This window comes from Mitsuaria sp. TWR114, from assembly GCF_007997345.1.
Genome location: NZ_VOSR01001089.1, coordinates 1 through 704 on the forward strand (window position 1 = coordinate 1; position 704 = coordinate 704).

Annotated in this window: 1 pseudogene; it reads right to left on the reverse strand. The window is 71.6% G+C overall.

The window, feature by feature from the left end:
- A pseudogene (locus FUT87_RS27555) lies at positions 1–704 on the reverse strand (molybdopterin cofactor-binding domain-containing protein); the annotation flags it as partial.

Consider the following 704-nt stretch of genomic DNA (forward strand, 5'->3'; position numbering starts at 1 on the left):
CCTGCGGGCCACCGAAGCCGCGGAAGGCGGTGTTGCTCTGGGTGTTGGTCCGCGCGCAGTAGCCGTGCATCGCCACATGCGGCAGCCAGTAGGCGTTGTCGAAGTGGCACAGCGCCCGCGCCATCACCGGCGCGGACAGGTCGGCGCTGTGGCCGCAGTTGGAGATCAGGTCGATCTCGGCGCCGAGGATCCGGCCCTCGTCGTCGAAGCCGACCGACCAGCGGTAGTCGAAGCCGTGGCGACGGCCGGTGACGAGGAAGTCGTCGTCGCGGTCCACGCGCAGCTTGACCGGCCGACGCAGCCGCTGCGCCGCGATCGCGGCGACGCAGGCGAACAGCGCCGATTGCGATTCCTTGCCGCCGAAGCCGCCCCCCATGCGCCGGCACTGCACCGTCACCTGGTGCGCCTGCCAGCCCATCGCATGCGCCACCAGCTGCTGCATCTCCGACGGATGCTGCGTCGAGCAGTGGATCAGCAGCGCCTGGTTCTCCTGCGGCAGCGCGTAGCTGATCTGGCCCTCCAGGTAGAACTGCTCCTGGCCGCCGACGGCCCACTCGCCGTCGAGCCGATGCGGCGACGCGCCAGCGCGCCGGCCGCGTCGCCGCGCGAGAGATGCATCGGCGCAGCACGTACTGCCCGATGGCATGGGCTTCGCGCGCGGTCAGCACCGCCGGCAGCGGCGTGCGATGACGGCCTGCTTCGCC